The 6,000-nt window shown below is 64.6% G+C and carries 4 protein-coding genes; all 4 read left to right on the top strand.

Annotated elements, in window-relative coordinates:
* The first annotated feature begins 201 nt into the window (after positions 1 to 201).
* The 4 genes from hutI to hutU all read left to right on the top strand — a co-directional run bounded on the left by hutI (position 202) and on the right by hutU (position 5,579).
* A complete protein-coding gene (gene hutI, locus ATC00_RS21685; RefSeq protein WP_064254359.1) occupies positions 202 to 1,449 on the top strand; it encodes an imidazolonepropionase in 1,248 nt (415 codons plus the stop codon).
* Complete coding sequence (gene hutH, locus ATC00_RS21680) at positions 1,446 to 2,981, top strand: histidine ammonia-lyase (RefSeq protein ID WP_064254358.1); 1,536 nt, start codon at positions 1,446 to 1,448, stop codon at positions 2,979 to 2,981. Before hutI ends, hutH begins: the two co-directional genes overlap by 4 nt.
* A gap of 1 nt (position 2,982) precedes the next feature.
* Positions 2,983 to 3,789 (top strand): N-formylglutamate deformylase, encoded by an 807-nt coding sequence (gene hutG, locus ATC00_RS21675; protein ID WP_064254357.1) that lies wholly within the window; start codon positions 2,983 to 2,985, stop codon positions 3,787 to 3,789.
* 113 nt (positions 3,790 to 3,902) lie between these two features.
* Positions 3,903 to 5,579 carry a urocanate hydratase gene (hutU, locus tag ATC00_RS21670; protein ID WP_064254381.1) on the top strand — a complete coding sequence of 559 codons (1,677 nt, stop codon included), beginning with the start codon at positions 3,903 to 3,905 and terminating at the stop codon, positions 5,577 to 5,579.
* The last annotated feature ends 421 nt before the right edge of the window (positions 5,580 to 6,000 follow it).

Raw genomic sequence — 6,000 nt, 5'->3', positions numbered from 1 at the left:
ATTGGAGCCTGCCCGGAAGACCGATCTCCCGCTACTCCCATCAAGGGAGGCCGCCGGAGCCCCAATCATCCGATCTTTTTCGTTCCGATTGCTGGCCCGGTGCGCCGGCCGCCTTACCTCCTGGCACGAGGTCAAGAATTTTCCGCTTGCCGTGTGCTTTATTATGTATATACATTATAGCAAGAGAAGGGCGGAGAGCTGATGAACGGAAAGGCCGACATGGAAGCGGAACGCAGCAGTCTCTGGCGCAACGTGCGCCTTGCGACGCTCCGCGAGGATCTGGGGCCGCTCGGCATTGTCGAAGCGGGCGCCGTGGCAGTTCGCGATGGTCGGATCGTTTATGCCGGCGCCGAGGCCGACCTGCCTTCCTGCCTCTCTTCCCCCGACCGGATGATTGATTGTGAAGGGCGCTGGATGACGCCGGCGCTGGTCGACTGCCACACCCACATCGTCCATGGCGGAAACCGTGCCCGCGAATTCCAGCTCCGGCTCGAAGGCGCGACCTATGAAGAGATTGCCCGCGCCGGCGGCGGCATCGTCTCCACCGTCAACGCGACCAACGCGCTGTCGATCGACGAACTCGTCGAAGCAGCGCTGCCGCGGCTCGACACGCTGCTCTCCGAGGGCGTTGCGACAGTCGAAGTCAAATCGGGCTATGGCCTTAATGTCGAGGCGGAACTGAACATGCTGCGGGCGGCGCGCAAACTCGCGCAAGTGCGCCCGGTCCGCATCGTCACCAGCTATCTCGCCGCCCACGCCACGCCGCCGGAATACAAGGGGCGGAATGCCGACTATATCGACGACGTCGTTCTCCCCGGACTGAGCCGGGGCCATGCGGAAGGACTCGTCGACGCGGTCGATGGCTTCTGCGAGGGGATCGCCTTTTCGCCCGCCGAGATCGCGCGTGTGTTCGACCGGGCCAAGGCATTCGGCCTGCCGGTCAAGCTTCACGCCGAACAGCTTTCCGATCTCGGCGGTGCTAAGCTTGCGGCCTCCTATGGCGCGCTTTCGGCCGATCACCTCGAATATCTCGATGCCGACGGCGCTGCCGCCATGGCGAAGGCCGGTACCGTCGCCGTTTTGCTGCCGGGAGCATTCTATACCCTTCGCGAAACGCGACTGCCGCCGGTCGAGGCACTGCGCGCCGCCGGCGCGCGCATCGCCATCGCCACCGATAGCAATCCGGGAACGTCGCCGCTGACATCTCTTCTCCTGACCATCAACATGTCGGCGACGCTCTTCCGCCTGACGCTGGAGGAATGCCTCGCCGGCGTAACGCGCGAGGCGGCGCGCGCCCTTGGCATCCTCGGCGAGACCGGCACCATCGAAGCGGGAAAATCGGCCGACCTTGCGCTCTGGGACATCGAAGCGCCGGCGGAACTGATCTACCGCATCGGCTTCAACCCCCTCTCCGAGCTGATTTTCAAGGGTGAAAGGATTGCCCGATGACCATTGTTCTGAAACCCGGTTCCGTACCGCTTAGAGACCTGGAGACGATCTATTGGACGGGCGAGCCGGCCCGCCTCGATCGCGCCTATGACGCCGGCATCGAGAAGGCCGCCCGGCGCATCGCCGAGATCGTCGCCGGCAATGCGCCGGTCTACGGCATCAATACCGGCTTCGGCAAACTCGCCTCGATCAAGATCGACAGCGCCGATGTCGCGACGCTGCAGCGCAATCTCATCCTGTCGCATTGCTGCGGTGTCGGTCAGCCGCTGCCCGAGAATATCGTGCGCCTGATCCTGGCGCTGAAGCTGATTTCGCTCGGTCGCGGCGCCTCCGGCGTGCGCCTCGAACTCGTCCGCCTGATCGAAGGCATGCTCGATAAGGGCGTCATCCCGCTGATCCCGGAAAAGGGCTCGGTCGGCGCCTCCGGCGACCTGGCGCCGCTTGCGCACATGGCCGCCGTGATGATGGGCCATGGCGAGGCCTTTGTCGCGGGCGAACGCATGGCAGGTGCCGCCGCCCTGAATGCGGCCGGACTTTCCCCGGTGACGCTCGCCGCTAAAGAAGGTTTGGCGCTGATCAACGGCACCCAGGTTTCGACGGCGCTGGCGCTTGCCGGCCTGTTCCGCGCCCACCGGGCCGCGCAGGCGGCGCTCGTCACTGGCGCGCTCTCGACCGATGCGGCCATGGGATCCTCCGCCCCCTTCCACCCCGACATCCATATATTGCGGGGCCATCGCGGCCAGATCGACACGGCGGCCGCACTCCGCAGGCTGCTCGACGGATCGGTCATTCGCCAAAGTCATCTCGACGGCGACGAGCGCGTGCAGGATCCCTATTGCATCCGCTGTCAGCCGCAGGTCGACGGCGCCTGCCTCGATCTGCTGCGCTCGGTTGCCGCGACGCTCACCATCGAGGCCAATGCCGTCACCGACAATCCGCTGGTGCTCTCCGACAATTCCGTCGTCTCCGGCGGCAATTTCCACGCCGAGCCGGTCGCCTTCGCCGCCGACCAGATTGCGCTCGCGATCTGCGAGATCGGCGCCATTTCCCAGCGCCGCATTGCGCTCCTCGTCGATCCCGCCCTGAGTTACGGCCTTCCGGCCTTCCTCGCCAAGAAGCCGGGCCTCAATTCCGGACTGATGATCGCCGAAGTCACCTCCGCCGCGCTGATGTCGGAGAACAAGCAGCTCTCGCACCCGGCCTCCGTTGACTCGACGCCGACCTCGGCCAACCAGGAGGACCATGTCTCCATGGCCTGCCACGGCGCCCGCCGCCTGCTGCAGATGACCGACAACCTGTTCTCTATCATCGGCATCGAGGCCTTGGCAGCCGTTCAGGGCATCGAATACCGGGCGCCGCTTGCGACCAGCCCGGAACTCCAGAAGGCGGCCGCGGCCGTGCGCGCCGTTTCCCCGACGGTCGAGGAAGACCGCTACATGGCTGACGACCTCAGGTCCGCCGGCGAACTCGTCGCCTCCGGCCGGCTGGCAGCCGCCGTCTCCGACGGCATCCTGCCGCAACTGGAGGTTTGACATGGCGGTCTTCGATGTCCGGCAAGGCACCTCGCCCGTCATTCTCGGCTTCCCCCACACGGGCACCGACGTTCCGCCGCCGATCTGGGAGCGGTTGAACGACAACGGCCGGGTCCTCGCCGATACCGATTGGCACATCCACGAGCTCTATGAAGGTCTTCTACCGGAAGCGACGACTGTCCGCGCCACCTTCCATCGCTATGTCATCGACGCCAATCGTGACCCGGAAGGCGTCAGCCTCTACCCCGGCCAGAACACGACCGGCCTTGTGCCGGAAACCGATTTCGACGGTGTGCCGATCTGGAAGGAAGGCCAAGGCCCGAAGGATGCCGATATTGCCGCAAGGCTGCGCAATTTTCACGCTCCGTATCACGCCGCGCTCGCCGCCGAGATCAATCGGGTGAAGGCCATTCATGGCGTGGCGGTCCTCTACGACTGCCACTCGATCCGTTCGCATATCCCCTTCCTCTTCGAGGGCAAGCTGCCGGACCTCAACATCGGCACCGATAGCGGCAAGACCTGCGCCCCGGCGATCGAGCGCGCGGCAGCAAATATCGCAAGCCAGGCCGAGGGTTACACCCATATCCTGAATGGTCGCTTCAAAGGTGGTTGGACGACCCGCCATTATGGCCGGCCAGAGATAGGCGTCCATGCGATCCAGATGGAACTGGCCCAATCGACCCATTTGGCCACGGAGGCGCCGCCATTTGCGCTCGACTCTGGCAAGGCCAAGCGGCTTCGCCACCATCTGAGTGCAATCCTGGAACAGATCGAGGCGATCGCACTCGGCCGTCGCGATCACACATAAACTTGCAGAATTCAACGAACACAGACACTTGTGGCGGAATGCTGATCCGATAGCGCAGCACAGTCTCCAGCATCCCGCCGAGACCTCAATTTGACAGGGAGTGAGGCATGAACATGAACAATCCGCGCCACAACATCCGCGACGTGCGCAGCCCGCGTGGAACCGAGATCAGCGCCAAGAGCTGGCTGACCGAAGCGCCGCTCCGGATGCTGATGAACAACCTCGACCCGGAGGTCGCCGAAAACCCCCACGAGCTCGTCGTCTATGGCGGCATCGGCCGAGCCGCCCGTACCTGGGCGGATTTCGACCGGATCGTCGCGACTTTGAAGGATCTCAACGAGGACGAGACCCTGCTCATCCAGTCCGGCAAGCCGGTCGGCGTCTTCCGCACCCACAAGGATGCGCCGCGCGTGCTGATCGCCAATTCCAACCTGGTGCCGCACTGGGCGACCTGGGACCATTTCAACGAACTGGATAGGAAGGGTCTCGCCATGTACGGCCAGATGACCGCCGGTTCGTGGATCTATATCGGCAGCCAGGGCATCGTGCAGGGCACCTATGAAACCTTTGTCGAAGCCGGCCGCCAGCATTACAACGGCGACCTCAAGGGCAAATGGGTGCTGACCGGCGGCCTCGGCGGCATGGGCGGCGCCCAGCCGCTCGCCGCCGTCATGGCTGGCGCGTGCTGCCTCGCCGTTGAGTGCAATCCGGATTCCATCGATTTCCGCCTGCGCACCCGCTATGTCGACGCGAAAGCCGAGACGCTTGATGAAGCGATGGCGATGATCAACGGCTGGACCGCCGCGGGCGAGGCGAAATCCGTCGGCCTGCTCGGCAACACGGCCGAGATTCTGCCGGAAATGGTCCGTCGCGGCATCCGCCCGGATATGGTGACCGACCAGACCTCGGCACATGATCCGATCAACGGCTATCTGCCGAAGGGTTGGACGATGGCCGAGTGGAAGCAGAAGCGCGAAAGCGACCCGAAAGCCGTGGAAAGGGCCGCCCGCGCTTCGATGCGCGAGCATGTCGAAGCGATGATCGCCTTCCAGGACATGGGTATCCCGACCTTCGACTACGGCAACAACATCCGCCAGGTGGCGAAGGAAGAAGGCCTCGAAAACGCCTTCGCCTTCCCGGGCTTCGTGCCGGCCTATATCCGTCCGCTGTTCTGCCGTGGCATCGGCCCGTTCCGCTGGGCGGCGCTGTCGGGCGATCCGGAGGATATCCGCAAGACCGACGCCAAGGTGAAGGAACTGCTGCCCGACAACAAGCATCTGCATAACTGGCTCGACATGGCCGCCGAGCGCATCGCCTTCCAGGGCCTGCCGGCGCGCATCTGCTGGGTGGGGCTGGGCGATCGCCATCGCCTCGGCCTGGCCTTCAACGAGATGGTGAGATCCGGCGAGCTCAGCGCGCCGGTCGTCATCGGCCGCGATCATCTCGACTCCGGCTCGGTGGCCTCACCGAACCGCGAGACCGAAGCGATGAAGGACGGGTCCGACGCCGTATCCGACTGGCCGCTGTTGAACGCGCTGCTCAACACGGCCTCGGGCGCCACCTGGGTCTCGCTGCATCACGGCGGCGGCGTTGGCATGGGCTTCTCGCAGCATTCGGGCGTCGTCATCTGCTGCGACGGCTCGGAAGATGCCGCCCGCCGCATCGAGCGGGTTCTCTGGAACGATCCGGCGACCGGCGTCATGCGCCATGCGGATGCGGGCTATGACATCGCGGTCGAATGCGCCAAGGAACAGGGCCTGCGCCTGCCCGGCATCCTCGGCAACTTATGAAACACGGGAGGCTGTCCGCGGCCTCCCGCTGCCCGGCTCTTATGATGCCGAAACCCGGGCGCGCTTGCCGTCGAGCATGAGGAGCAGCACAAGCCCTGCAAGCCCGGCGGCGGCGCCGAGCAGTGCGGTTCCAGATTAATCGGGGCTCTGTGGGCATTACTGCACTAATACCGCAAAGGGAAATTGACTTGTTTGGATTGAAGTGGTTAGCGCGGATTGGCTTGAATCGTTCGAGGGGGCGGTCAATTTCGTTCCAGAGGTAGTCGCCGATGAGCGCGATATAAACCAATGGCAGCGGTGCGACCTGGGACAAAAGCCCGCCGCCCTACCTCACCTCATCTGCGTTCCGGCCGCAAGCGGTGCGGGGGCGATCGCGCCACGGCCGACGCCGAGCCATCGAGACGGGGCGTCTCCCCCTGTT

Origin of the sequence: Sinorhizobium americanum, from assembly GCF_001651855.1 — a bacterium.
GTDB classification, from domain to species: domain Bacteria; phylum Pseudomonadota; class Alphaproteobacteria; order Rhizobiales; family Rhizobiaceae; genus Sinorhizobium; species Sinorhizobium americanum.
The sequence above is the reverse complement of the archived record's forward strand: the minus strand, read 5'-3'. Positions and strand labels throughout refer to the sequence as shown.

Excerpts from the sequence above, each read along its gene's own strand:
- hutU (WP_064254381.1), top strand. The coding sequence starts at position 3,903 with ATGAACAATCCGCGCCACAACATCCGCGACGTGCGCAGCCCGCGTGGA.
- hutG (WP_064254357.1), top strand. The coding sequence starts at position 2,983 with ATGGCGGTCTTCGATGTCCGGCAAGGCACCTCGCCCGTCATTCTCGGC.
- hutH (WP_064254358.1), top strand. The coding sequence starts at position 1,446 with ATGACCATTGTTCTGAAACCCGGTTCCGTACCGCTTAGAGACCTGGAG.
- hutI (WP_064254359.1), top strand. The coding sequence starts at position 202 with ATGAACGGAAAGGCCGACATGGAAGCGGAACGCAGCAGTCTCTGGCGC.